The organism is Candidatus Baltobacteraceae bacterium (assembly GCA_036489885.1).
In the GTDB taxonomy this organism is placed as follows: domain Bacteria; phylum Vulcanimicrobiota; class Vulcanimicrobiia; order Vulcanimicrobiales; family Vulcanimicrobiaceae; genus JAFAMS01.
In genome coordinates this window covers 1,954,746-1,979,057 of sequence record DASXEW010000003.1, presented here as the reverse complement: position 1 = coordinate 1,979,057, position 24,312 = coordinate 1,954,746, and the positions used below count along the sequence as shown (strand labels likewise).

25 protein-coding genes and 1 tRNA gene are annotated in these 24,312 nt (G+C 60.6%); 1 reads left to right on the top strand and 25 read right to left on the bottom strand.

Annotated elements, in window-relative coordinates; genetic code table 11:
• Position 1: 1 nt before the first annotated feature.
• From VGG22_15735 to VGG22_15720, 4 genes are all read right to left on the bottom strand, one after another.
• On the bottom strand, positions 2 to 1,072 hold the full coding sequence (locus VGG22_15735) for a VWA domain-containing protein (protein HEY1729825.1): 1,071 nt from the start codon (positions 1,070 to 1,072) through the stop codon (positions 2 to 4).
• A complete protein-coding gene (locus VGG22_15730) occupies positions 1,062 to 1,931 on the bottom strand; it encodes a MoxR family ATPase (protein ID HEY1729824.1) in 870 nt (289 codons plus the stop codon). Before VGG22_15730 ends, VGG22_15735 begins: the two co-directional genes overlap by 11 nt.
• Before the next feature lie 92 nt (positions 1,932 to 2,023).
• Positions 2,024 to 2,100: transfer RNA gene (locus tag VGG22_15725), tRNA-Pro, on the bottom strand.
• Between the two features lie 37 nt (positions 2,101 to 2,137).
• Positions 2,138 to 2,458, bottom strand: a complete 321-nt coding sequence (locus tag VGG22_15720; protein HEY1729823.1) for an HU family DNA-binding protein — start codon at positions 2,456 to 2,458, stop codon at positions 2,138 to 2,140.
• Positions 2,459 to 2,591: 133 nt separating this feature from the next.
• On the opposite strand from VGG22_15720, the gene hslO reads away from it, so the two are divergent.
• Positions 2,592 to 3,476 carry an Hsp33 family molecular chaperone HslO gene (hslO, locus tag VGG22_15715; protein HEY1729822.1) on the top strand — a complete coding sequence of 295 codons (885 nt, stop codon included), beginning with the start codon at positions 2,592 to 2,594 and terminating at the stop codon, positions 3,474 to 3,476.
• Here hslO and tyrS read toward each other — a convergent pair.
• The 21 genes from tyrS to VGG22_15610 all read right to left on the bottom strand — a co-directional run bounded on the left by tyrS (position 3,473) and on the right by VGG22_15610 (position 24,286).
• A complete protein-coding gene (gene tyrS / locus VGG22_15710; GenBank protein HEY1729821.1) occupies positions 3,473 to 4,660 on the bottom strand; it encodes a tyrosine--tRNA ligase in 1,188 nt (395 codons plus the stop codon). The two genes, hslO and tyrS, sit on opposite strands and share 4 nt — an antisense overlap.
• Positions 4,657 to 6,999 (bottom strand): endonuclease MutS2, encoded by a 2,343-nt coding sequence (locus VGG22_15705; GenBank protein ID HEY1729820.1) that lies wholly within the window; start codon positions 6,997 to 6,999, stop codon positions 4,657 to 4,659. Before VGG22_15705 ends, tyrS begins: the two co-directional genes overlap by 4 nt.
• Positions 6,986 to 8,431 carry an Asp-tRNA(Asn)/Glu-tRNA(Gln) amidotransferase subunit GatB gene (gatB, locus tag VGG22_15700; GenBank protein ID HEY1729819.1) on the bottom strand — a complete coding sequence of 482 codons (1,446 nt, stop codon included), beginning with the start codon at positions 8,429 to 8,431 and terminating at the stop codon, positions 6,986 to 6,988. Before gatB ends, VGG22_15705 begins: the two co-directional genes overlap by 14 nt.
• 44 nt (positions 8,432 to 8,475) lie before the next feature.
• Positions 8,476 to 9,963, bottom strand: coding sequence for an Asp-tRNA(Asn)/Glu-tRNA(Gln) amidotransferase subunit GatA (gene gatA, locus VGG22_15695; protein HEY1729818.1), 1,488 nt, complete (start codon positions 9,961 to 9,963; stop codon positions 8,476 to 8,478).
• Positions 9,963 to 10,256: an Asp-tRNA(Asn)/Glu-tRNA(Gln) amidotransferase subunit GatC gene (gatC, locus tag VGG22_15690; GenBank protein ID HEY1729817.1), complete on the bottom strand. Its 294-nt coding sequence runs from the start codon at positions 10,254 to 10,256 to the stop codon at positions 9,963 to 9,965. Before gatC ends, gatA begins: the two co-directional genes overlap by 1 nt.
• Positions 10,257 to 10,275: 19 nt before the next feature.
• A complete protein-coding gene (gene rlmD / locus VGG22_15685; protein HEY1729816.1) occupies positions 10,276 to 11,625 on the bottom strand; it encodes a 23S rRNA (uracil(1939)-C(5))-methyltransferase RlmD in 1,350 nt (449 codons plus the stop codon).
• 2 nt (positions 11,626 to 11,627) lie between these two features.
• Positions 11,628 to 11,870: a hypothetical protein gene (locus VGG22_15680; protein HEY1729815.1), complete on the bottom strand. Its 243-nt coding sequence runs from the start codon at positions 11,868 to 11,870 to the stop codon at positions 11,628 to 11,630.
• Positions 11,870 to 12,340 carry a chemotaxis protein CheW gene (locus VGG22_15675; GenBank protein ID HEY1729814.1) on the bottom strand — a complete coding sequence of 157 codons (471 nt, stop codon included), beginning with the start codon at positions 12,338 to 12,340 and terminating at the stop codon, positions 11,870 to 11,872. Before VGG22_15675 ends, VGG22_15680 begins: the two co-directional genes overlap by 1 nt.
• Positions 12,337 to 14,040, bottom strand: a complete 1,704-nt coding sequence (locus VGG22_15670) for a chemotaxis protein CheA (GenBank protein ID HEY1729813.1) — start codon at positions 14,038 to 14,040, stop codon at positions 12,337 to 12,339. The genes VGG22_15675 and VGG22_15670 overlap by 4 nt, the downstream gene beginning before the upstream one ends.
• Positions 14,037 to 14,642, bottom strand: coding sequence for a chemotaxis protein CheC (locus VGG22_15665; protein HEY1729812.1), 606 nt, complete (start codon positions 14,640 to 14,642; stop codon positions 14,037 to 14,039). The genes VGG22_15670 and VGG22_15665 overlap by 4 nt, the downstream gene beginning before the upstream one ends.
• Positions 14,639 to 15,016, bottom strand: a complete 378-nt coding sequence (locus VGG22_15660; protein HEY1729811.1) for a response regulator — start codon at positions 15,014 to 15,016, stop codon at positions 14,639 to 14,641. The genes VGG22_15665 and VGG22_15660 overlap by 4 nt, the downstream gene beginning before the upstream one ends.
• Entirely contained in the window at positions 15,013 to 17,121 is a 2,109-nt protein-coding gene (gene flhA / locus VGG22_15655; protein ID HEY1729810.1) for a flagellar biosynthesis protein FlhA, read from the bottom strand. Before flhA ends, VGG22_15660 begins: the two co-directional genes overlap by 4 nt.
• Before the next feature lie 68 nt (positions 17,122 to 17,189).
• Positions 17,190 to 18,257, bottom strand: a complete 1,068-nt coding sequence (flhB, locus tag VGG22_15650; protein ID HEY1729809.1) for a flagellar biosynthesis protein FlhB — start codon at positions 18,255 to 18,257, stop codon at positions 17,190 to 17,192.
• An 8-nt stretch (positions 18,258 to 18,265) separates the two neighbouring features.
• A complete protein-coding gene (gene fliR / locus VGG22_15645) occupies positions 18,266 to 19,048 on the bottom strand; it encodes a flagellar biosynthetic protein FliR (GenBank protein ID HEY1729808.1) in 783 nt (260 codons plus the stop codon).
• Positions 19,049 to 19,260: 212 nt separating this feature from the next.
• Positions 19,261 to 19,530 carry a flagellar biosynthesis protein FliQ gene (fliQ, locus tag VGG22_15640; GenBank protein HEY1729807.1) on the bottom strand — a complete coding sequence of 90 codons (270 nt, stop codon included), beginning with the start codon at positions 19,528 to 19,530 and terminating at the stop codon, positions 19,261 to 19,263.
• A complete protein-coding gene (gene fliP / locus VGG22_15635; protein HEY1729806.1) occupies positions 19,527 to 20,315 on the bottom strand; it encodes a flagellar type III secretion system pore protein FliP in 789 nt (262 codons plus the stop codon). Before fliP ends, fliQ begins: the two co-directional genes overlap by 4 nt.
• Complete coding sequence (locus VGG22_15630) at positions 20,312 to 20,656, bottom strand: flagellar biosynthetic protein FliO (GenBank protein ID HEY1729805.1); 345 nt, start codon at positions 20,654 to 20,656, stop codon at positions 20,312 to 20,314. The genes fliP and VGG22_15630 overlap by 4 nt, the downstream gene beginning before the upstream one ends.
• 36 nt (positions 20,657 to 20,692) lie before the next feature.
• Entirely contained in the window at positions 20,693 to 21,628 is a 936-nt protein-coding gene (gene fliN / locus VGG22_15625; GenBank protein HEY1729804.1) for a flagellar motor switch protein FliN, read from the bottom strand.
• A gap of 1 nt (position 21,629) precedes the next feature.
• A complete protein-coding gene (gene fliM / locus VGG22_15620) occupies positions 21,630 to 22,613 on the bottom strand; it encodes a flagellar motor switch protein FliM (GenBank protein ID HEY1729803.1) in 984 nt (327 codons plus the stop codon).
• Between the two features lie 11 nt (positions 22,614 to 22,624).
• A complete protein-coding gene (locus VGG22_15615; GenBank protein HEY1729802.1) occupies positions 22,625 to 23,452 on the bottom strand; it encodes a flagellar motor protein MotB in 828 nt (275 codons plus the stop codon).
• A complete protein-coding gene (locus VGG22_15610; protein HEY1729801.1) occupies positions 23,453 to 24,286 on the bottom strand; it encodes a motility protein A in 834 nt (277 codons plus the stop codon).
• Positions 24,287 to 24,312: the final 26 nt, after the last annotated feature.

Genomic DNA, 24,312 nt, shown 5'->3' with positions numbered 1-24,312 from the left:
CCTAGAGCGCTCGTCGCACGATCGTTGCGAGCTTCGGCAGCTCGGTCGTGCTGACTAGCGCGTTCGTAAACGGTAAGACGGCGCGCATCCCGAGCGTCGCGGGAACATAGCCCGGAACGCCCGCGTCAGGATTAACCCAAATAAATGCCGCCGAGCGCCGGTGCAACTCAGCAGCGGCCTCAGCCAACACGTCCGGCGAACCGAAATCCAAACCGTCGCTGCATACGAACGTCACGGTATCATCATTGAGCGAGGCGCCGAACCTGCGCACAAACTGTCGCAAGGTCGCGCCGATGCGGGTACCGCCGCCCCACGCTTCGCCGAGATCCGGCAGCTTCGAACGGCGCAGCTCGTGCGTGATCTCACGCAACTCCGTGCTGAATACAAAGACGCGTGCACGGCGGCTGCGGCGTACGAGCGCATGCGCAAATTGCAGAATCCTTTCAGCGTGCTCCGTCATCGATCGGCTGCCGTCGATGACGAGCATGAAGCGTGGATTACGTCGCGGGTGACCGAGGTGACGCACGCGTACCGGGTCGCCACCCGAGTGCAAGCTCGCACGTAAGGTTCCACGCAAATCGAAGCGCTCACCACGGGCCTGCGGCCTCCATCTGCGCGAGTGTCCGAGCGCGACGGTGCGCACGAGGGCATCGACCGAACGCTGTAGGTCGCCGCTTTGTTCGCGCGCGATTGCCGGAGGCTCCGAGCGCCCGGCCGCGGCGCTGTATTTTGCGACGAGCGCCTCCCAATTCGGATTGCGGTCTTGATCGCAATCCTCGTGTATGGGCAGGGCTTCGACCTCCGGCGAGGGCCGCAGGTATTCGCGTTCGAGCAGTTCGCGATCGCCAAAGAATGCTTCGAAGACTTGATCGAAGATGAGAAGTTCGCCGCGCTTGCCGCAGATGACCGCGCGCAAACCCGCTCGAAATCGCGCGCGATCCTCGACGCCGGTAGTCTCGATCGCACGCAAAGCATCTTGCGTCTCGCCGATCCCGATGCGAAATCCACGTTCGCGAAGATAGCGGCAAAAAACCGTTACCCGTCCGCTCAGCGTTCCGGAATCAGGCTCCAAGCGCGGAGAGATAACGGTCGCGATGTGAACGCAGAAATTCCCAGTCTTCCTGTACTTTGATGACGCAGCCGCGCGTAAGCTCGAGCGTGGCTTCGTCGAGTGCGCTGCGGTGCAGCTTGACGAGCGCCATCCCCCAATCGAGCGCTTCCGCAACGCCCGGGACTTTCTGGAGCGGTTGATCGCGCAGGAAGCGCATGAACGTTGCGATCTGCTTTGCGAGACGAGCGTCGATATCGGGAATGCGTGTCGTGAGAATCTGAATCTCGCGCTCGAAGTCGGGGTAATCGAGCCATAGGTAGAGGCAACGCCGCCGCAGCGCGTCGGAAAGCTCGCGCATCCGGTTTGAGGTAATGATGACGGCCGGGCGCTCTTTTGCGCGAACGGTCCCGAGCTCGGGAATCGTGACTTGAAATTCGCCGAGCACTTCGAGCAGAAACGCTTCGAAGGCTTCGTCGGACCGATCGATCTCATCGATCAAGAGCACCGGAGCCCGATCTTGTAAAATCGCCTCGAGCAGCGGACGTCGCAGCATGAACTCTTCGCCGAAGATCTGAGCCTCGCGCGCATCGGCGGACACGTCTTCGTTTTCCGTCAAGCGAATGCGCAGGAGCTGCTTGGGATAATTCCACTCGTACAACGTGCTGGCGGCGTCGAGGCCTTCGTAGCACTGCAGACGGATCAGCTTCGTGCCAAGGACGTCCGCGAGCACTTTCGCACTCTCGGTCTTACCGACGCCGGCCGGCCCTTCGATCAGGAGCGGCTTTTCGAGCGCGAGCATCAGCTGAAATGCCGTCGTGAACTCGTCGCCGGCAATGTAGCGCCTCTTGAGAAAGCCTTCTCGGATTTGTTCCGGCGTCATGCCCCGGCGCTTCGTGCTTCCCTCCTCTTGTCATCCCGAGCGAAGTCGAGGGACAGCGAAAGAGCCCGCATGCTTGCGGGCTCTTCCCAAGATGGTCGGGCGGACAGGATTTGAACCTGCGGCCCCCAGTCCCCCAGACTGGTGCGCTACCAAGCTGCGCTACCGCCCGCGTAGGCGAGCCTACGCGATGAACGGCCGAGTTCCCCTTACTTTGCGGCGGCTTTCCCGTTGGACGCGACCGCTTTGCGGCGAACGCCGCCGACCGCTTCGCGGAGGGACTTGCCGGGCTGAAATGCCGGAACGCGACGCGCGGGAATAACGATTGCCTCACCCGTTTTCGGATTGCGTCCTTCGCGGCGGCGACGTTCGCGAATCACAAAACTTCCGAACGGAATCAATTGAACTTTGTCGCCGGCTTTGAGCGCGCTCGTAATCTCTTCGAGCAGCTTGTCAATCATGTCGCCGACTTTGCGTTTGGAAACTTCGAACTCGCCGGAAAGTGAATCGATGAGATCGGCTTTCGTCAACTGACAACTCCTAACACGCCGTGACGATGAACGCTTCGCGACGTACCCCGCGCTCCGCCTGAGTCGTATACGAAGCGTGCGTGGGCGCTCCTGCCCTGCGGGCTTTTTGACGTCGCCTTCGAAACAAAGAAAAGTGCGCGACCGACTCGTTACGGCAAGCGCAGCGGACGGAACCGTTGCCCTGGTCGCTGGGATCACAACACAGCTCGTTGCCGAGACGCGCAAGCGTCACGACACATCCCCAACAGCTTCGGTCGCGATCGGTCGTCTCGTCACTGCCGCGGCCCTTGTCGGTGCCAATCTCAAGGGACGCGAGCGGCTTTCTTTACAAGTGTCAGGCAGCGGCACGATCGGCGGCATCGTCGCTGAGGTTATGATGCTTCCTGACCATACGGTTGGCGCACGAGCGTACGCGCATCATCCCAAAGCCGACGTTCCGCCGACAAGCGACGGACGATTCAACGTCGCAGAGCTTGTCGGGCGCGGCAAACTGCTTGTAACTAAATCATACGAAGTTGGTCAGCCCTACACCGGTATAGTGAACCTCATCACAGGCGAGATCGCCTCCGACGTTGCGGCGTACTTCGCATACTCGGAACAAGTGCCGAGCGTCGTCGCGGTCGGCGTACATCTCGATCAGTCCGGCGTGCGTGCGGCGGGTGGCGTCATCGCGCACGTTCTCCCGGGCGCCGACGACGAAACGATCGGGCGGCTCGAGTACAATGCCAACGCGATGGACGCGATCACGTCGCAGATCCTGGCCGGAGCTGAACCCGAAGCCATGATCGAGCGCATTGCCGCCGGGATGCCCACGAAGCGTCAACGCGAGTACGACGTAATCTTCGCCTGCCGTTGCACGCGCGAAAAGGTCGAGACCGCACTTCTCGGACTCGGTCACGATGAGCTGGTCAAAATCGCGCAGGAACAGCCGACGACGGAGGCGACCTGCGAATTCTGCAAGCGCGTCTGGAAACTGTCGGCAAACGAGGTCAGTGACTTGGCGGAGCGGATCCGCTAGCGCACGACGCGCACAAACCGGCGCGCCCCGACCGACAAGACGAAGCTTTCTCTCGAGTCGAGTCCTAGGGCAGGGTCGCTGACCGCATTTCCGTCAATGCGCACACCGCCTTGAGCGATGAGCCTCTCGGCCGCACGTTTGCTATCCGCAAATCCGGCCCGCACGATCAAATCTACGAGCTTGCGGTCGGCGCCGGCTGCGAGTGTCGGCATCTCGGACGGAAGCTCGCGGCGCTGAACGGTCTGCTCGAAGCGCTCGCGTGCAGTGCGGGCGGCGTCGGCGCCGTGATACTTCGCCACGATGGCTTCGGCGACGCGCTTCTTTGCGTCGATCGGCGGAACACGATCGGCCGCAATGTCGGCCTGCAGCTCTGCAACCTGCTGCGAAGACCAGAAGGCCGCCAGGCGAGCGTAGCGCGGGACGAGATCGTCGGGCAGACGCATCATCTTTCCGAACTGCTCTTCGGGCGGCTCGATCAACGAGATAAAGTTGTTGAGCGACTTCCCCATCCGCCGCACGCCGTCGGTCCCTTCCAGGATCGGCATCGTCATACAAACTTGCGGCGTCTGCTGGACGTCGACTTGATAATCGCGCGCAAGCAGAAAATTGAACAGTTGATCGTCGCCGCCAAGCTCGACGTCGGCAACCATCGCGACGCTGTCGTAGGCCTGCGCGACCGGATATAACAGCTCGTGGAGCGAGATCGGCGTGCGATTCGCGTAGCGGTTCTTGAAATCTTCACGTTCGAGGATCTGCGCAACCGTTGACTTCGAAAGCAACCGGATCCAATCGACGGTCGTCAGCGGCGCCAGCCACGTCGAGTTGTACATGAGGTCGGTGCGCTCCAGATCGAGAATGCGCCCGGACTGCTCGCGATACGTTTTCATATTCGCGTCGATTTGCTCGCCGCTCATGGCCGGCCGCGAATCCGCTCGTCCCGACGGATCGCCGATTCGCGCAGTGTAGTCGCCGATCAAGAGCGTGACGCGATGTCCGAGCTCGACGAACTGCTGCATCTTGTGTAGCACCACCGCATGCCCGAGATGCAGCTCGCTTCCGGTCGGATCGATCCCGAATTTAACGTGAAGGCGCGCTCCGCTCTCGAGGCGCTTCTGCAGCTCCTCGCGTGAGACGACATGCTCGCAACCGTCGACGAGAAGCTCCGTTGCCTCTTGTGGCGTCATGCCCGTAGCTCGACGATTGTCACGCCGCTTCCACCCTCATTCTCATTACCGTAACGAAAGCTCCGCACGTTCGGATAGGTTCGCAACAATTCTTGCAATCCTCGTCCGAGCAAACCCGTCCCTTTCCCGTGAATCAGGCGCAACGGCGAATGCCCCACGAGCTGTGCTTCATCCAACCATCGCTCGACGAGCGGCTGCGCCTCCAAAAGTCGCTTGCCGCGCACGTCGATCTCCGGCATGGCACGGGAGGCGACTTCGAGGTTGGGCGAACTGCTCGACTGCGTGCGTTTGGGGCGCGCTACGGCTGCCGGATGCAGATCGTCCCTTTGCACGGTCGTGCGCATCGGCCCGATTTGCACGACCGCCGAACCACCATCGTCATCGAGTGCGACGATCGTGCCCTCTTGCTCAAGGCTTCCGACCGTAACCCGGTCGCCGACGCGAACGTTCTCGGCGCGCTCACGCTCGTGTCCTCGCGCATCAATTCCAAGGTCGCGATGGAGTTGATCGATCGCGCGTCCGAGTGCCGCACTTTGCGAGGGCGTGACCTTCGCGCGCTTACGCTCGTCCGAACGCCGTTCGAGATCGCGAACGAACTCGCGAAGCGCTGCCGTCAAACGTTGATCGGCGTCGCGCGCGAAGCTGCGGCGTTCGCTTTCGAGCTGGTCGTTGCGCCGCTGTGCTTCGGTCTCGAGCGCTGCGAGCCGTGCGCGCTCGCGCCCGACCGCATCGCGCTCGGCTGCAGCAGCGGCATTGATTTGCGCAAGGTCTGCGAGGGCCCGATCGTAGTCGCGTTCATTCGTACTCAGAATCGTTTCCGCGCGGTCGACGACGGCCGGATCGACATGCATGGCACGCGCTAGCGGAAACGCGAGCGACTGTCCGGGCGCGCCCAGTTCCAGCTGATACGTCGGCGCATATGTCTGGGGGTCAAAACGCACGCTGGCGTTGCGAACGTACGGCGTGTCGTGCGCAAAGAGTTTGAGCTCGCCTGCGTGTGTCGTCGCGACGATCAACGCACCGAGCGCAAGTAAGCGCTCGAGAATCGCAACCGCAAGGGCCGCGCCGGCGCTCGGCTCCGTCCCGCCACCGATTTCGTCGACGAGCACGAGCGCGTGTGGACCCGCTCCGCGCAGAATCTCGGCATAACGCCGCAAGTGCTCCGAAAACGTGGATGCATTCTGAGCGATCGACTGCTCGTCGCCGATGTCGGAAAAAATGCGCTCGAACCGGCCGATCGTGCTTTGCGGCCCCGCCGGGATGTGCATCCCGCAATACGCCATCAACACGAACAGGCCGCTCATCTTGAGCGTCACGGTCTTACCGCCCATGTTGGGGCCGCTGATCAGCAGCATCCGCGTTTGATCGTCGAGGCGTAAGGATTGCGCGACTGCGCGTTCGCCGAGAAGCGGATGTCTGCCGTCATCGATAGCAAGAACTTTGGCATCCTCGAGCTGCGGTGGTTCGGCGCGTTGCATCTGCGCCAGTCGCGCTCTCGCGTGCACCAGATCGAGGAACGCGTAAATCTCCGCGTCACGCTCGATATCATCGGCATGCATTCCGACGAGCTGTGAAAGCTCCGCAAGGATGCGGGCGACCTCGTGTTCCTCTTGCGTACGCAGCGCGCGCAACCGGTTGTTCGCATCGAGCGCTTCAAGCGGCTCCACGAAGTATGTCTGTCCGCTCGAGCTCGAATCGTGCACGATCCCCTTGAACGTGCCCGCGAATTCGGCTTTGACGGGAACGACAAAGCGGCCGTCACGGACGGTAACGACGTCGTCTTGCAGCATCGAGCGGTACCGTTGCGAGCGGGCAATTGCCGTCGTGCGTTCGCGGGCGTCGGCGCCGGCTGATGCGATCCCGCGTCGAAGCCGCGTAAGCTCAGGCGATGCGCGATCGAGTACTTCGCCGCGCTCGCCGATTGCGTTATCGATACGCTTGGCCACGTCGGGCATCGGGATGAAGCCCGCGCACAGGGAAACGAGCCGCTCACCCCCGGCTTCGCGAACACGGCGAACGGCGGCGTTCCCGGCTGCGATTCCGTTGCCGATTGCACGAAGATCGAGCGGTGCGATTGCCGCGCCTCGCTTCGCCGTGGCCACGGCTTCCTGCGTTTCGATGACGCGCGCGAGCGAAAAGCCTTCGCCGACCAACGTACGCATCTCGGTTGTTTCTTCGAGCGCTATTTTCGCCGCATTAAAATTCGCTTGCGGCGAGAGATGTCGCGCCCAGACGGTGGCCCGATCGCTGTGCGTGTGCGTGGCCAGACGCTCGCAAATCGCGGCCCAATCCAGAACCTCGCACGTGCGTGCGTCGCACAGAGCGCTAGCCGCTGCCAATCGCCTCCCGCAAGAGCTCGTTGACGAGGGCAGGATTGGCTTTCCCGCGACTCGCTTTCATGACTTGGCCCAGCAGAAACTGCAGCGCACGTTCTTTGCCTTTGCGAATTTCCGCGACCGCATCGGCGTTGGTTGCGATGACCTCATCGACGAATTTCTTGATCTCGTCGCGATCGCTCGACTGCGCCAGCCCTTCACGCTTGACGTACTCCGCCGGATCGGTGATCTCGCCGCTCCAAATGCGCGGAAACATCTCCTTCGCCGCTTTGGAGGTGATCGTTCCATTCTCGATCAGCTTGACGAACTCGGACGACGCCGGGATTGTAAAGGTCGCTGCCGGCTCGCTTAGGCCATCTTCATTTTGTTTCTTCGCAACGTCGCCTAAGAGCAGGTTCGCGTAGCTTTTCGGCTTGACGCCGCGACGCACCGCACCATCGAGCAACACTTCCCAGGCCGGGTTCTCCACGAGCTGCGCCGCATTCTTTGTCGGCAGTTCGTATTGGTCGACGTAGCGGACGTAGCGCTTGAACGGTGGATCCGGTAGCGTCGAACGCAGCTCCTCGATCCAGGCCGCTTCGAATTCGAGCGGCACGAGATCCGGGTCCGGAAAGTACCGGTAGTCGTGCGCTTCTTCTTTCGATCGCTGTGAATGCGTCGTGCCGGAACTCTCGTCCCAACCACGCGTTTCTTGCGTCACACGGTTACCCGACTCCAGGAGCTCGATCTGACGCGCGATCTCCGATTCGATTGCAAGCCGTACCGACTTGAATGAATTCATATTCTTTATCTCGGCCTTCGTGCCGAGCGTCGTGCTTCCGGTGGCACGGATCGAAACGTTGGCATCGCAACGCAACGAGCCTTCTTCCATCTTGACGTCGGAAACGCCGAGCTGCACGAAGGTTCGCTTGAGCGCTTCGAGATACCCGACGGCCTCTTCGGCCGTGCGCAAATCCGGCTCCGATACACACTCCATGAGCGGAACGCCGGCGCGATTGAAATCAACCAGCGAATACGTACTGCCCGCAAGGCGACCGTCGCTGGATCCGGCATGCGTCGACTTGCCCGTGTCTTCTTCGAGATGGATGCGCGTGAGACGGCACTCGCCGCGCGCACCGTTCTCGAGCCAGAACTCGACGACGCCGCCCTTGCAGAGCGGCATGTCGTACTGCGAGATCTGATAATCTTTTGGCATGTCGGGATAGAAATAGTTCTTGCGATCGAATTTCGAGAAACGCGGGATCTCCGACCCAAACGCGAGACCCGCCTTGATCGTCAGCTCGATCGCTTTCTTGTTCGGCACGGGTAGTGCGCCGGGGAAGCCAAGACAAACCGGACAAACCTTCGTGTTCGGTTCGCCGCCGAACTCATTCTTGCACCCGCAGAACATCTTTGTCGCGGTCTTGAGCTCAACGTGACACTCGAGCCCAATCACGGCCTGGTATTTTGTGCGGACGCTCTCGGATGCAATCGCCACGACTATGCCCTCACGCCGATGCGCGGAGCGTGTTTCTTCGCATGCTTCGTCGCGATTTCATACGCATGTGCTGCACCGAGCAGCAGCCTCTCGCCGAAGAGTGGCGCGGTGAGCTGCAAGCCGAGCGGCATTTCTTCCGCGCCGTCGTCCGGACGCGCCCAACCGCATGGGACCGAGATCGAAGGTAAGCCCGCAAGCGATACCGGGATCGTATAGTAGTCCATCAGATACATGCTGTACGGGTCGCTCTTCGCGCCCAGGCGGAACGCCGGAGATGCGGCCGCCGGTGCTGCGATGACGTCGCAGGCTCCGAAGGCATTTTCGAAATCAGCCGCGATTTTCGTGCGCGCCTTTTGCGCCTTCAAATAATACGCATCATAGTAGCCGCTCGAAAGCGCGTGCGTACCGATCAAGATACGGCGTTTGACTTCCGGACCGAAACCGGCCGCGCGCGTGCGGTCGTAGGTCTCAGCCATGTCGTTGCCTTCGACGCGCAATCCGTAGCGCACGCCGTCGAAACGCGCGAGATTCGACGAGCACTCCGCGGGCGCGATCAAATAATATGTCGCGATCCCATAATCCGCCGTCGGCAACCCGATCTCGACGATCTCGGCGCCGAGCGTCTCGAGGTCGGCGTACGCTTTGGCATAAACTTCATCGATGGCCGGGCCAAGCGACTTCGCGCGGTATTCCTTGACGATGCCGACGCGGAGGCCTTTGAGATCCTGGCGCAAGCTCGTCGCGGTGCTCTCATGCGGAACGTCAACGCTGGTTGCGTCCATCGGATCGACGCCCGCAATTGCGTCATACGCGAGCGCCGCATCCTCGACGCTCCGCGTCAGCGGCCCGATTTGATCGAGACTCGATGCAAAGGCGATCAATCCGTAGCGCGAGACGCGCCCATACGTCGGTTTGAATCCGACGATATTGCAAAACGCCGCCGGCTCACGAATCGAACCGCCGGTATCGCTGCCGAGACCGATCGTGCTTTCGTAGCTCGCCACTGCTGCTGCGCTGCCGCCGGAACTTCCGCCCGGGACGCGCTGCGCATCGTACGGATTGCGAGTAACGCCGAGCGCCGAATTCTCGCACGAGCTGCCCATAGCAAACTCGTCCAGATTCGTCTTGCCGATTGGGATCGCGCCCGCGTCGAGGATGCGCTGCACGGCCGTTGCCGTGTATGGCGCATTCCAACCGAGCAATATCTTCGAACCCGCGGTCGTCTGCGTACCACGCAGGCACATGTTGTCTTTGACGGCAAGCGGCACTCCGGCAAGCGGAAGGCTCTCGCCCGCTGCAATGCGTTCATCGACTCGATCTGCGTGCGCGAGCGCAAGGTCTTCCGTTAGCGTAAGGAATGCGCCGACCTCGCCGTCGGTTCGGCGCACGCGTTCGAACGTCGCCAGGGCGATCTCGCGCGCCGAGCGTTCGCGTGCATTGACCTTGCGCGCCGTCTCGGCGGCGGTCATCTCGATCAGCGAATCAGCCATTATGATTCACCGATGATGCGCGGCACGCGAAAGTATCCGCCCTGCTCGCGGGGAGCGCCAGCCAACGCTTCGCTGCGTGTCAAGCAGAGCGCCGGCGAATCCTCGCGCTCGACGTTGCGTGACTCGATCACTTGCGCCGTCGCTGCTACATCCGAGGTATCGAGCTCATTGAGCGCGGCAACATGGCCCAGGATGTCGGCGAGCTGCGCACCATAGGTGCGCGCCTCGTCGTCGGTTAGGGCAATGCGAGCAAGCTTTGCAACGTAGCGGACGTCAAGATCGGGGCTGGCCATAAGCTAAGGCGAATTCTCCCTAAGCAGCATCCTGCCTTCGCACGCGAGCAAGCGTCTCGACGTGACCCGTCTGCGGAAAGAAGTCGAACGGGGTCGTCTCTTCCAGCACGTATCCGGCCGTACGCAGATGCGCGAGGTCGCGCGCCAACGTCGCGGGATTGCAGGACAGATACCAGATGGCCGGGATCCGTGCCGCCGCAAGCGCATCGAGCGTCTGCACGTCGCTGCCCTTTCGCGGCGGATCGAGAAAAGCAAGGTCTGCTCGTAGCGCCTTGCGACCCTCGGGCTTTCCGAGGAGTGACTCGACACGGCCGCACAGGAATTGCGTCTTGTTCGCGACCCCGTTCAGGATCGCGTTGTCCTTCGCTTCACGAATCGCGGCGGGATTCTCTTCGATTCCCGTCACGGTCGCGCCACCGAGTGCGAACCAAATCGAGAACGTTCCGGCACCGCAATACAGATCGACGACGTTGCTAGGCTTCGGTAGCTGCGCGAGTTTCTCGAACAATCGCCCAACCATCGCGGTGTTGATTTGAAAAAACGAAGCCGCCGAGACGCGATAGCGGACCTCAGAACCGGCCGGCAGCGCGATGCGCTCTTCCATCTCGCTTTCGCCCCATACAACTCGCTGTTTCCGTCCGAGAATCGCATTTGCGCTCGGCGGTGAGAACGAGTTGCTTATCCCTTTCGTGCCGGGCAAACGTTTTGCCAACTCCGCCGCCGCCGAAGCGATTTGCGGTGAAGGCTCCTGCGTCGTCAGGGCGGTCACGCTTTCACCGGTCGATGCCCCCGCCCGTGCGATCACGTGCTTGACGTTTGCGAAAGCGCCGCCGAGTTTCGAATCATCGGCTGCCTGCCGCAGCGCGGCGATCTCCGCATCGAGCTGCGGCAAGACGACGGGACACGCATCGATCGAGACAAACGCGTGACTGCGCATCTGATAGAAGCCGAATGCGACGCGCTCGTTTAACCGCTCTACGACGAGCGCCATTTTGTTGCGGTAGCCGCGCGGCTGATCCATGCCGACCGCCGGAGCGACCTGCACGCCTGAGAATCCACCGATGCGTTCGAGCGCATCACGAACCAGCCGTGACTTCCACGCAAGCTGGGCCGGATATGAGAGATGCTGCACTTGGCATCCGCCGCACGTTCCGAAGACGGGACAAAACGGCGTCGCTCGTTGCGGCGAATACTCGATGATTTCGATCAGCTCGCCGACCGCATACGATTTCTTCATCTCAGTGATGCGAATGCGGGCGCGCTCGTCCGGCAGCGGTCCCCATACGAAGACCACTTGCGAATCTACTCTACCGACGCCCTGACCGTTTGCGAGCAGGTCGGTGAAGCGAACGTCGTGTTCGCTGCCGATCTCTATTTTTGTTCTTCGAGGGCCCGCAGGAGCCGATTCGCCTCGTCGATCAACGCCTCGATCCGTTGTGTTGTCGGATCAGCAGGCGGACGCCGCAGCGCGGAACGGATGACGACGAACGTCACTGCAGCCGAAACGCCGGCTACGCCAAGCCAGAAGAGCGTACGGCGCAGCGTCGCATCCCGCGCCGCGTTGGATTCGGGCGGAACGCCATTTCCTTGCACGTGTTCGGTCGGCGTCTGCATCACACGCTTTCTTTATCCGTCAGAACGGTGGGTGCCTCCGGTCCGAGCACCTTTTCCACGTCCAACAGAATGATCAAGCGCTCATCGATTCTCGCCAGAGCGCCGATGAACTCGTTTGCGAGCCCTTCGAGCACCCCTTCGCTTTGTTCGATCTGATCCGTCGGGATACGAACGACTTCACGGACTTCATCGACGATCATACCGATGCTGCGAGGCCCGATTTCGGCGACGATGATGCGCGCCATTTTGGTCGGGGCAGCATGCGGCATGCCCAGGCGCGTGCGCAAGTCCACGATGGGCACGAGCTGGCCACGCAAGTTGATGATCCCTTCGACATGTGCGGGAACGCGCGGCACGCGCGTTATCGGCACCAACCGGTCGATCTCACGAACCTGCCCGATGTCGATACCGAATTCGTTGCTTTGCAACGCGAACACGACGATCTGCCGCGTGTCGGCTGTTGTCGTCATCGTTGGGGCATGGCTCCGGAAATAACGACCGATCCGGGCCCGCGATGAACTTCGCTCACGAGCGCGTTCGGATCTAGAATCAGTGCGATCGAGCCATCTCCGAGGATCGTACCGCCCGCGATCCCGGCGATCGGACCGACCAGTTCGGAAAGTGGTTTGACGACGATCTCCTGGTCGCCGACGAACTCGTCGACGACGAGGCCGACTTCACGATCGGCTGCGCGGAGTACGACGACGAGCACGCTCCCGCTTTCGCGGCCTCTGCTGCTAAGCTCGAAGAATTCTGCGCCGCGGATCACCGGCAAGAAGCGGTCGCGATGAACGATCGACTCGCCGCTTTGGCTGCGCGCGATCTCACTCGCATCCAAGCGCAACGACTCGCCAACCGCGTCGATCGGAATCGCGTAGAGCTCGCCCGCAATGCGCACCAGCAATGCGCCGAGAATCGCGAGCGTGAGCGGCAGCCGAATCGTGAAGGTTGTCCCCTCACCAGGCCGCGAGGCTATTTCAAGCGTTCCGGAAAGACGGCCGATCGCGCGATGCACGACATCCATGCCGACGCCGCGTCCCGAGATTTCGCTGACCGTCCGCGCTGTGGAGAAACCGGGGACGAACAACAATTCCAAAAGGTCGCGTTCGGTCTGAACCGCATCCGCTGCGATAAGTCCGAGTGCAAGCCCGCGTTCTCTTACGCGATCCAAATCGACCCCGCCGCCATCGTCGCGAATCTGCACCACGACGCTATTCCCTTCGTGAGCGGCGCGCAGCTCGATCTTTCCGACCGGATCCTTCCCGCATTCACGGCGGCGTTTGGGCGATTCAATTCCGTGATCGACGCAGTTGCGCACGAGATGCATCAGCGGTTCGCCGATCTCGTCGACGATAGTCTTGTCCAGGTCCGTTTCGGCGCCCTCGATCGCCAGCTCGATTTCTTTGCCGCGTGACTTTGCGAGATCGCGAACGACCCGCGGGAAGCGTTCGAACACTCCCGCGATGCGAACCATGCGCGAGTGCATGACGGCTTCTTGAAGATCGGTGCTCGTGCGCGCCAAAAGGGCGGCCGCGGTATTGAGCTGTGCCACGAGTTTAGCGGCATCGGCGGCTTCGCCACGCGTCAGCATCGTGCTGATCTGCATGATCCGGTTCTTGGTGATAACGAGCTCACCGACCAGGTCGAGCAGCACGTCCAACCGTGCGATGTCGACGCGGATCGTCCGTGGACGGGCTTTGCCTGCGCTCGCCGTCGCGGGATCGGCGGTAACGTGCTGCGCTTCTTCATCTTCCGAGCGCGTGTGGCGCAGAACGACCGTCTCGAGACGCTCCGCGAAACCGGCACCGCTGCGTGTCGCCGGCGTACCGTCGGTTCCGGCGCGAATGAGAGCCGTGAGCAAGTCACGCCCTTCGAACAGTATCTCAATAAGAACGCTCGAAATCGGAAGACGGCCGTTGCGGACCAGGTCGCAGACGTTCTCGAGTTTATGCGCAAACGTGGCGACGTCGCCAAGCTCGAGCATGCCGGCGCTGCCTTTGATCGTGTGCAGCGCACGAAAGAGTGAGTTGACCGTCTCGGGGTCGGAGCGCGCGGAGGCCGCAAGCGGCTCCAGCTTGAGCAGATCTGCGTCGATCTGCTGAAGCAGCTCCTCCGACTCATCTTTGAAATACCGGAGAAGCTCGGCTCGATCGAACGGCTCTTCGTTCACCCGACGCCGAACGCAGCCAGGAGCGGTTCGAGCGAACCCGCCTCCGGAACGAAGACGAGATGACCGCATATCTTCGCACCGCGATCGAGAAAGGTCGACTCGACGAACAGAACGTCGCGCTGCGGCGAGTTCGGCATCAGCGCTTCGAACGTCGCCTGAAGCGAACCGTACGATATGACTGGGACCGACGGAATCATGTTCTTGCCGGTGAGCTGAACGACCGCGCTCAGATACGAGGACGCAACGATGTTGGCAAGCTCTTTGAGCGTCGTTTCCACGACGGCATCGTAAAGCTGCAGATCACCGCCGACGCGCTTGAGAAACATTCCGACGAAATCGAGCGCATCCTGATGATCGAACATGACGACCAAATGCCCGGGTACGCCGCCCCGGACGTAGACGTGCAAGACTGCGTAGACGCGCGCGTCGATTACGCGCGAATACACCTCGCCGAACCGAATGACTTCGGCGCGCGGTGCTTCCATCTTGATCGTGGTATTGAGCAGCTGCGAGAGGGCTGTGGCTGCATGACCAGCACCGATGTTCGCTATTTCTTTGAGCGCATCGATTTGCAAGTCGGTCAGCCGCAGCAGATCGCTCACGCTTCTGCGCCGTCCACCAACTTGCCGATCACGTCGAGGATCTCAGCTGGGCGGAACGGCTTGGTAAGCCGCGTACTCGCTCCGGCATCGAGCGCCTCTTTGAGCAACGCTTCTTGTCCCATCGACGTGCACATGATGATCTTGGCATTGGGATCTTCGGCGATGATCAGCTTCACCGCGCCGATTCCGTCCACGCCCGGCATCACCATGTCCATCGTCACGACGTCAGGACGCAAGGCCTTGTATTTCTCGACGGCGTCGGCCCCGTTCTGCGCTTCTCCCACCACGTCGTATCCATTCTTGGAAAGAATGTCTTTGATCATCATTCGCATGACGACGGCGTCGTCAACGACGAGAACGCGCTTCTTGCTCACGTTGCGACGGGCTCCGGCTCGTCAACTGTCGAGATCTGTCCGATCGATTCGACTCGCAGACCCGGCGCGATCTCAGAGTATGAGAGCACGACCAGCGACGGCGCTGCTCGTTCGGTAAGGCGCTTGAGCGCCAGACGAATCGTCGGCGAGCACAACACGATCGGATGCAAACCGGCGGCCTGGGCTGCCTGAATCTGCTTGGTGAGCGACGTGTAGATTTTCGCGACGGTTTGCGGATCGAGCAACGCGTAGGCGTCCTCGCCGCGGCGCACCGCTTCACCGAGCAGCGTCTCGAGACGCGGATCGACGGTGATGACCGACAGTAAGCCGTCTTCGGAGTACTCGGCACAGATATGCCGCGCGAGCGCCACACGGACGCGCTCCGTGAGGTAGTCGATATCTTTGCTCTGTCGAGCGCCGTCTGCGAGCGATTCCAGAATCAAGAGCAGGTTGCGAATCGGAATTCGCTCGCGCAAGAGATTCTGCAGAACGCGTTGGACTTCGCCAACCGTCAGCAAGTTGGGAATAAGCTCTTCGATAACGACCGGGTAGTGCTGCTTGACGTTGTCGAGCAGCGAGCTCGTCTCTTGACGTCCGAGCAAATCCGGCGCATGCGACTTGATGATTTCGGTGAGGTGCGTTGCGATGACGCTGGTTGGATCGATGACGGTATATCCCGCCATTTCGGCGTCGCCGCGTCCGCTTTCCGGAATCCAGAGCGCCGGCAAGTTGAACGCTGGTTCCGTCGTCGGGATACCTTCGATCGGCTGCGTAGCGGTGCCCGGGTTCATCGCGAGCAAGCGACTGACCATGACTTCCGCACGGGCGACTTCCAAACCATATATCTTGATCACGTACGTCGACGGCTTGAGCTGCAGATTGTCGCGCACGCGAATCGGCGGGACGACGATACCGAGCTCGCGCGCGGCGTGCCGGCGAATCATCGTGATCCGTTCCAGCAAGTCGCCACCTTGCGCGACGTCGACGAGCGGGATCAAACCGAAGCCGATCTCCAGCTCCATCGGATCGTACGAGAGCAACGGAACGACCGACTCGGCAGGCTTGACGGCGGGCTGCGCCGTGACGCCGGGTTGCACGCCGGGAGCGTTCGGTCCACCTGAGAGTGCAGGGACGGAGCCGTCTCCGCGGGGCAGCAAGCCCTTCTTTTGCAAGCCGCGCTGGCGCAAGAAGATCACGAACATGATGCCGGCCATCAGGAACATCCAGAGCGGCGGAAGTCCGCAGAAACCAAAGACGACCAAGAGAACCGACGTAATCGCGATCGCGCGTGGCTCTTGAATGATCTGGCGGGTGAACTCGTTGCCGAAGTTCATCTCCGACGCGGCACGCGTGACGATGATACCGGTCGCGGTAGACATCAACAGCGCGGGTATCTGAGTGACGATGCCTTCGCCGACGGTCAGGAGCGTGAAGCGTTGCAAAGCTTGGACGAGGGTCAAGCCCTGCTGCAAGATTCCGACGAAAAAGCCGCCGATGATGTTAACGAAGACGATGATGACGGCGGCGACCGCGTCGCCGCGCACGAATTTCGATGCACCGTCCATGGCGCCGTAGAAGTCGGCCGAGCGCTGAATGTCGCGACGGCGTTGCCGGGCATCGGCTTCGGTGATCAAGCCCGCGTTGAGGTCGGCGTCGATCGCCAACTGCTTACCGGGCATTGCGTCGAGCGTGAAGCGGGCCGCGACTTCCGCGACGCGCCCGGCGCCGTTGGTGATGACCACGAACTGAATGATGATCAAGATCGCGAAGATGATGATACCGACGGCATAGTTTCCGCCGACGACGACGTTACCGAACGACTCGATGACACGTCCGGCATAGGCGTGCAGCAGAATCAAGCGCGTTCCGCTGATGTTGAGCGACAAGCGGAACAACGTGATGATCAAGAGCAACGTCGGGAAGACACTGAAGCTGAGCGCGTTTTCCGTGTACAGCGTCGTGAGCAAAATTAAGACGGCTGCCGTGATGTTCAGCGTCAGCAACAGATCGAGGAGTTCCGGCGGGATCGGAACGATCATCAAGCCGATGATCAAGACCGTCGCGGCCGCAATCCACATTCCCGAAGTCTGGCTGAGCCGGTCCATAACGCTGGACCCCTTCGCCGCCGGGACGGGTGCTCGAGAAGCCGCCATTTAGTATCGTTCCTTCCGCATTACGCGATGGTCTTCCGTTTGAGACGGTAGACGAACGCGATCACTTGTGCCGTTGCAGCGTACAGCTCCGAGGGCACCGGGTGATCGAGCTCGACCTTGTAGTAAAGGGTGCGCGCCAAGTGCGCGTTCTCGACGATTGGGATGTCGTGTTCTTTGGCTAGCTCGCGGATGCGGCGCGCCATGAGATCAGCGCCCTTTGCGGTCAGCACCGGCGCTTCCATTGCGATCTCGTCCCATTCCAACGCACACGCGAAGTGCGTCGGGTTGGTGACGACGACGGTCGCTTTGGGAACGGCGGTCATCATGCGTTTGCGGGCTGCGGCGCGCTGACGCGCTTTGACGGCCTGTTTTGCTTCCGGCGAGCCTTCGGCCGAGCGCATCTCGTCCTTGACTTCGGCCTTGGTCATCTTCATCGAATCTTCGAACTGCCAGCGTTGATAGACCAAGTCGAGAAGAGCCATCGCGAGCAAGAACAGACTGAATCGAAGCGCGATCGAGTAGATCATGTTCTCGATGACGATGATCCAATCGTGCGGCGAGTTGCGCGCCGCATTGAAGATCGTCGCGATTTGGCTGTGGACCACTCCGAAGATGATGAACGCCACAGCAAACAGCTTGATCAGCTGCTTGGCGAGCTGGACGGCGGTTTGCTTCGAGAGCAGGACGCTTTTCAGACCGTTGAGCGGATTGAGCTTCGAGAATTTCGGTTTGATGCTGCCCAGCGAAAACATAAAGCCGAACTGTAAGACGTTGCCGAGCACGCCGAGCAAGAGCGCGACCGAGAAGATCATCGTGAGCAGCCCGGCGAGAGGCGCAAAACCCTCGCGGAACATCACCCAGGCAGAAAAGATGTTGACGGGCTGATGCGTACCGACGTGCGAGATGCTCACGAGCATCAGGCTGTAGATGTGCCCGAGCCAAGACATGAAGCCGAAGTGCAGGATCATTATGGCCGCAATAAACACCATGGCCGGCGCGACCTCGACGGATTTTGCAACGCGCCCCTGGCTTCGTGCTTGGCCGCGGCGCTTTGGAGTTGCCTTTTCGGTCTGTTCAGGTCTTGCCATCTACGTACCTAAGCCGGCGCCAAGCTGCGCATCAGCGTATCGATCTGCCGTGGAACCTGACTGAACAAATCGGGCAGCGCGTAACCCATGAGCGGCAAGCAAATGATGAGCATGATCAGGCCGACGCTAATCTGAATTGGAAACCCGACGACGAAAATGTTCATTTGCGGCGCGACGCGTGCCATGAACGCTAGCGTGACGTTGACGAGAAACAGCGTGATCGAGGCCGGCGCCGCTATTTTAAAAATGATCAGCAAGGCTTGCGTGAAGAACAGCGCGATCGAATCTTGGGTGCCTTGCGATATCTCCGCCCATGGCAACGGTAAGAGACTGAACGATCCGGCCATGCCCTGGAAATACAGCAAGTGCGAATTCGTGACGAGAAAGATCAGCGTCGTGATTGCGAGCTCGAGCTCGCCGATAATCGTAACTTGTTGCTGCGTCGTCGGATTGAGAATGTTCGCGACCGCAAAACCGATCTGCACGTCGAGAATCTCGCCGGCGAACTGGATGCCCATGAAGATCAGCTGCGTCACGAATCCGAAGAGCACGCCGATGATGGCTTGGCACAGTATCCCGACCGCAAAACCGTCGAAGTCGAGCGGCACACGCAACGGATGCACGGTACCGGCGACAGCAAAGCTGATGACCAGACCCAGCGCAACGCGCACGAGTCCGGGGATCGACGAAGTACCGAAAATCGGCATGATCATGACCATCGTCGAGCAACGCACCCATATGAGAAAGAACGTTTCGAGCTCGGCGGTGTGCAGGCCAAAAAGATTAATCAAGCCGCGCTAATCCTCGCGGTGGCATCTCGGGGGATTTAGGCCATCCGGTACCCCGCTGCCTCGTCGAATAGGGTCACCAACCGTTAAATTATGGCAATTGGGTTGTTGCGAGGCCGGTGCGAGAACCGTGCCCCGAATCACACGGTGACGGGCCGAGCGCTTTTGGGGCCCCGCGCGTTAGCGTGGGGGGCGCGGAGCGCCGTTAAACTGGGTCACCTCACGAACCCGGGTATCATCAGGATTACCCGGCGCATGAAGTCGGTGACGACGGCCAGCATGAACGGCCCGAAAAACAGCATGGTCAACCCCACCACCAGGATCTTGGGGATAAAGGCCAGGGTCGGTTCCTGGACCTGAGTGACGGCCTGCATCAGCGAGATGACGAGACCCGTGATCAACCCGAGCACGAGGGCCGGCGCGCAGATGATCATCGTGACGAGGAGCGCGTCGCGCCCCAGGGTCATGGCGTCTGCAAAGTTCACGTGTGGAAGCTCGCAAAGAGCGCTTGAATGGTCAGATTCCAGCCGTCGACGAGCAAGAATACGAGAATCTTGAACGGCAGCGAGATCGTGATCGGTGGGATCATCATCATGCCCATCGAGAGCAAGATCGAGGCGACCGCCATGTCGATCACGATGAACGGAATATAAATCGCAAACCCGATCTCAAAGGCCGTCTTCAACTCGCTGATCACGAACGCCGGGACCAGCAAATACGTCGGAACATCCGCTTGTTTCGCCGGGCGCGGGTCCTTCGAAAGCGTGTAGAACAACGCGATATCTTTTTCGCGGGTTTGCTTGAACATGAAGGCGCGCAGGGGAACTTGCGCCCTATCCAGCGCGACGCCCTGACTGATCTTGTTGGCCAGATACGGCTGCAGCGCGTTTTTGTTGATGTCGACGGCGACCGGGCGCATCACAAAGAACGTCAGCAGCAGCGCCAAACCGACAAGCACCTGCGTCGGAGGGACCGTCGTCGTGCCCATAGCCGTGCGCACGAACGAGAGGACGATGATGATGCGCGTAAACGACGTCACGAGCACGAGCATCGAGGGCGCGAGCGTTAAAATCGTCAGCAGCAGCAATATCTGCAACGACATTGCAACTTGCTGCGGCTTGGACGACGGCGATACGCCTAGGTTTATCGACGGAATCGGAACGATGGGATTGCTGGGACCGGGGACGCTTTGCGCCATGGCCGGATGCGCCGTGAGCGCGATGAGAATCATCGCGATCGACGGCCACAGGATGTAGAGCAAGCGTCTCATTTACGGCGTCTGAAAATCGCGCTGATGCGCTCGGATTGGAGATTGACTGCGTGGCGCTGGGATTCGATCACCAGTTCGACCTCGTCGGCGGGCAGCTCCGTGATCAATGCGACGTGACCGTTGCTGGCGCCGACCAGATAATAGCGGCGCGCGACTTTTACGACGTGCACGGCCGTATTCTGCGAGAGGAACGTTGATTCGACGACGACCGCGAGACGCGAGCGTCCCAGCGCCGCGAGACGCCCCTGCGAAAGGAAACGCAACGCCCAAAACATGCCGTAGAGCAACAACGCAACGAGTGCGAGCGCTGTAATCGCTCGAATCCAAACGGAAAGTTCCATACGAGAGGCGCTCCGCCCGAGGCGGCTTAGCCAAAGCTAAGCGCGTTCGTGCTGTAACGGGTTGAGTTCGCTGATCTTTACAGCGTACTTGTCATCGACGACGACAACCTCGCCGCGAGCAATCAAGATATTGTTAACGAACAGATCGATCGGATCGGCCGAGAGCTTGTCGAGCTCGAACACGCTCCCCGCTTGCATGGCAACGACGTCACGCAGCGCGAGCGAGGTTTGGCCCAAGACCGCGCTGATTTGCAGCGGGATGTCATGGACGAGATCGAGATTCGAGTGGCCGGGCGCGGCGGTCGTAACGCCGGTCGGGGCCATATTCGCGAATTGCGCCGGCTTGGCCGGAGCGGTCGGGGCCTGGCGTCGCGGAGGCTCGGCGGCAGCCGGCGCGGCGGCACGAGGCAGAGGTGCTGCCGGTGCAGCAGCGGCGGCTGACGGTGCAGCGGCCGGCTTCTCGGCGGCCCCAAGCTTGGAGAGCGCAACGCCGTCGAAATCGACCTGCACTGCGACCGGGAATTCACCCGTGATCTCGAGCTCGGCCTCGTACGTGGTGAAGGGCGGCGGCGGGAAACTGCCCGTATCGCCGACGACGCCGGAGACGATGCCCTCCGTCGAGTTGCCCAGGGCTTGGGCGAGGTGCTCGCCCATAGCGCTTGAGATCTGCGCGACGGTTTCCGCGACGATCGAGAGCTGCATGGCGTCCATCTCGCCACCCGGTTCGGCGCCGACCATCAGGGCGACGATCTTTGCGAGATCAGCCTTTGGATAACGGCAGATAAACCCGGCGCTAAGCGACGGAATGTCGGTCTTGGTCGCGACCCAATCTTCTTCGACGCGCAGCGAGGATTCGCTGACGGACGACGACGTTGCGCCGGCCGTAACACCCCGATCGACCAGCGCAGAAAGCACCTGCGCGGCCGAGGCCATCATCTCGCCGGCGACCGAATCCAGCTGCCCGTCCGGCATACTACTCATTCTCGTCCTCTTTTATACTTGCGACCTGTACGGCCAGCCGGTCCTTATAGGTGCCGGCAAAAACCTCGAATTTTTCCATCCCGTTGACCTTTGCGACCAACGGCGTCGACGTTTCCTTGTCGAACAGGATCAGGTCGCCAGGCGCCAGCGACATCAGATCGCGCAGTGAGACGATCGTCTGGCCGAGTTCGACCGTGCAATCGACTTCCGCGCGCTCGACGTTGCGCGCCAGCTGATGGATGTCTTCTTCCGTCATACCGCGGCCGGCGACGACCGACGGCGACCACTGGAAATCGCTCAGCTGCGGTCCGATCGACTGCAGCACGAGATAGGGCAGGCAGAAATTCATGACGCCCGTCATATCGCCCACCTTCAGCTCGCACGAGACATATGCGACGATTTGGTCGAGCGGGATGATACGCGGAATAAACTGCGGATTAGAGTCGAGCGCTTCGATCTTCAGCGACAGCGTCAAAAGATAGTTCCACGACTCGCGATAGCTGTTGAGCATGCGCGCCATGAAACGCTGCATCAGCGTCCGCTCGATGTCGGTCAGATCGCGAAGTTTCTGCGGGAACCAACCGGGACCGCCGAGCAGGCGATCGATGATCGAGAACACGAGATTGAGATCGACTTGCACGATGCCGCTTCCGGGAAGCGGATCCATCGAGAAGATCGCGAGGATCGACGGCAGCGATATGCCGGCGATAAAGTCGCCGTAGCTGATTTGCTCGATCGACGTCACCGTCGCTTCAACGCGCGTGCGCAAATAGACAGAAAGCGAGTTGTTCAGCAGTCGGGTGAAGTTATCGTGAAGAGTCCGAAGTGTCTGCAGCTGGTTGGTTGAGAATTTCTCGAGCCGTTTATTGTAACGAAAGTCAAATGATTTGATCTTCCGACCGTCAACGGCGCCGTGCTCGGCTTCGGGCGCGGCTAGCTGCTTTACAAGGGCGTCTATCTCTTCTTGCGAGAGCATCGACACGGCGGTTATTGCCCCTTTGTTTTAGTGGTGATGGTTTTCTTTGCCGCGACCGGTATGGACGTTGCCTGACCGGGCGCGATTAACTTTTTTCCGAGTACGGCCGTGGCGTTGACGACAACGATGTCAACGCGGCGATTCAACTGTTGGCCGTTCGCATCGCCATTCGGATGGGTCGGGTGGAATTCCCCGTATCCGGCAAGCGAGATCTTATGCGGATCGATGTAGCCCTTCTCGACTAGGAAACGCGTAACACCCGCTGCGCGCGCAGCAGAAAGCTCCCAATTCGTCGGGTAGAGCGACGTGTGGATTGGCGTGTTGTCCGTATAGCCTTCCACCCGCACGGTTGGTTCCGTGCGCTTCAAAACTGAGCCAACTTCCTCGAGTAAACCGACGGTTTCGGGCCGCAGGTTAGCGCTGCCGCTGTCGTAGAGAGCCTTATCGGTCAGCAGCGAGATGACGAGCCCCTCACTCGTCATTTGAACCTTGACCTGATTTTGGAGCTGCTTGGATTGGATGTAGGTCTTGATGATCTGCGCTTCTTGCTCCAGCTCTTTCGACGGCTGGGCGTGCTCGAGTCCGCCACCTTCGGGCGGATTGTTGATCGCGTCGATCGAGTTGAAACCGCCCGAGATATCGTGGACTAGCCGCTGCAGCTTGACCTTGTTGATCGTGGAGATCGAGAACAAGATGATGAACAGGGCCAAGAGCAGCGTGATCATGTCGGCGTACGTCAGAAGCCACCGCATCATACCTGCGGTCTCGAGCTTTTCTTCCGTCGCCCGTTTCTTTAGGCGCGACTCGTGGGCGCGAGCCGCAGATTTAATTGCCGGCAATTAGGCCTGCGATCCGGCCGGTTCGGCGCCTTCGGCAGCAGGCTGCTCTTCGGGTTCGTGCGCATCGGCCGGCAGGTAGGCGTGCAATTTCTCTTCGAGCAGACGCGGATTGTCGCCGGCCTGAATCGAGAGGATGCCTTCGATTTGAATCTCACGCAGCAACAGCGATTGCGTATTGCGCTCTTTGATCTTCGCAGAAATCGGGAGCCACGCGAGGTTCGCAAGCAAAATACCAAAGAACGTTGCGACGAAAGCTTGCGCGGTTGCGTTACCGATCGAACCGGTGACGTTTCCGCCGCTGCTCGCGGCAGCCAAACCCTTGAGCATGCCGATCAGTCCGAGAACCGTACCGATGATACCAAGCGTCGGCGAGTAGCCGCCCATCGTCATGAAGACCGCTTCGGCTTTGGCACCCTTCTCTTGCATGAGCGAAACTTCGGTTTCGAGGATCTTGCGGATAATCTCGGTGTCGCGCCCGTCGATGACGAGCTGAATTCCCTTGCGCATGAAGTCGTCTTGAACTTCTGCGGCCTCGGTCTCAAGCGCGAGGAGACCTTCGCGGCGCGCTTTTTCGGCAAACGTTACGAGCGTTTGGATCGTCTGACGCTCGTGGTGCTCGGGCTCGAAAAATGCGGTGCGGAATCCCGTCAAAATGCCGTTCAGGAACGTTCGCAACGGAAACGAGATGATGGACGCACCGAGCGTACCACCAAACACCAAAATGAACGCCTCGTAGCGCTCGTAGAGAATGCGCATATCGATACCGCCGATAAAGGCCGACAGTATGACGCATCCAAAAGCAAGTACAAGACCGAGAATCGTCGCGAGATCCAAAGCAGCGACCTTTCGAAAAGGAAAGT

What these genes read in the sequence shown, in the direction of transcription:
- VGG22_15730 (HEY1729824.1), bottom strand. Translation starts at nt 1,931, where the DNA reads ATGACGCCGGAACAAATCCGAGAAGGCTTTCTCAAGAGGCGCTACATT.
- tyrS (HEY1729821.1), bottom strand. Translation starts at nt 4,660, where the DNA reads ATGACGCCACAAGAGGCAACGGAGCTTCTCGTCGACGGTTGCGAGCAT.
- gatA (HEY1729818.1), bottom strand. Translation starts at nt 9,963, where the DNA reads ATGGCTGATTCGCTGATCGAGATGACCGCCGCCGAGACGGCGCGCAAG.
- gatC (HEY1729817.1), bottom strand. Translation starts at nt 10,256, where the DNA reads ATGGCCAGCCCCGATCTTGACGTCCGCTACGTTGCAAAGCTTGCTCGC.
- VGG22_15680 (HEY1729815.1), bottom strand. Translation starts at nt 11,870, where the DNA reads ATGCAGACGCCGACCGAACACGTGCAAGGAAATGGCGTTCCGCCCGAA.
- VGG22_15675 (HEY1729814.1), bottom strand. Translation starts at nt 12,340, where the DNA reads ATGACGACAACAGCCGACACGCGGCAGATCGTCGTGTTCGCGTTGCAA.
- flhA (HEY1729810.1), bottom strand. Translation starts at nt 17,121, where the DNA reads ATGGACCGGCTCAGCCAGACTTCGGGAATGTGGATTGCGGCCGCGACG.
- flhB (HEY1729809.1), bottom strand. Translation starts at nt 18,257, where the DNA reads ATGGCAAGACCTGAACAGACCGAAAAGGCAACTCCAAAGCGCCGCGGC.
- fliP (HEY1729806.1), bottom strand. Translation starts at nt 20,315, where the DNA reads ATGAGACGCTTGCTCTACATCCTGTGGCCGTCGATCGCGATGATTCTC.
- VGG22_15630 (HEY1729805.1), bottom strand. Translation starts at nt 20,656, where the DNA reads ATGGAACTTTCCGTTTGGATTCGAGCGATTACAGCGCTCGCACTCGTT.
- fliN (HEY1729804.1), bottom strand. Translation starts at nt 21,628, where the DNA reads ATGCCGGACGGGCAGCTGGATTCGGTCGCCGGCGAGATGATGGCCTCG.
- fliM (HEY1729803.1), bottom strand. Translation starts at nt 22,613, where the DNA reads ATGCTCTCGCAAGAAGAGATAGACGCCCTTGTAAAGCAGCTAGCCGCG.